Here is a 610-nt window from a genome sequence, read left to right as displayed (position 1 = left end):
CGGAAGGATGGAACATGGTTGCGTATCCACGATAGCCTACGAGATTGGACAAGGATTGAAATCGAACGTCATTCTTTACCGTCTGAGGCGATTATCGACAGCCAAAGTGTGAAAAGTGCGGCAATGGTGAGTCAATCAGTGGGCTTTGATGCAGGCAAGAAAATTACAGGGCGTAAGCGATTTCTGACAGTCGATACCTTGGGTTTAGTCTTAGGAGTGTTGGTAACAGCCGCGAATGTGGGTGAGCGAGAAGGCGGAAAAAAAGTTCTCAAGCGGGTGAAACAGTCTCAAACGCAGGCATCCCGTTTGACCACTATTTGGGTAGATGGTGGCTTCGACGGCGAACCGTTCATGCAATGGGTGATGAATTTTTGTCGTTGGATTGTCCAAGTAGTTCTGCGACCACAACAAACCAAGGGCTTTGTCTTGCTCAAAAAGCGTTGGGTCGTAGAACGCACTTTTGGGTGGCTGATGGGTTGTCGGCGATTAGTCCGAGATTATGAATTATTGCCCGAAACATCTGAGACTTTTATCTACCTTGCTATGATCCGTATTATGGTTAGGCGACTTGCCTAAATTTTGACTGCCAAAAACTTTTCAAACACCCTCT

Annotated in this window: 1 protein-coding gene; it reads left to right on the top strand. The window is 46.7% G+C overall.

Annotated elements, in window-relative coordinates:
• Window positions 1-576: IS5 family transposase (locus FFR48_RS28310; RefSeq protein WP_137669616.1), on the top strand; the 576-nt coding region annotated here is incomplete at its 5' end.
• Window positions 577-610: the final 34 nt, after the last annotated feature.

It is taken from the genome of Sphaerospermopsis reniformis, assembly GCF_005402885.1.
In the GTDB taxonomy this organism is placed as follows: Bacteria; Cyanobacteriota; Cyanobacteriia; order Cyanobacteriales; family Nostocaceae; genus Sphaerospermopsis; species Sphaerospermopsis kisseleviana.
The sequence above is the reverse complement of the archived record's forward strand: the minus strand, read 5'-3'. Positions and strand labels throughout refer to the sequence as shown.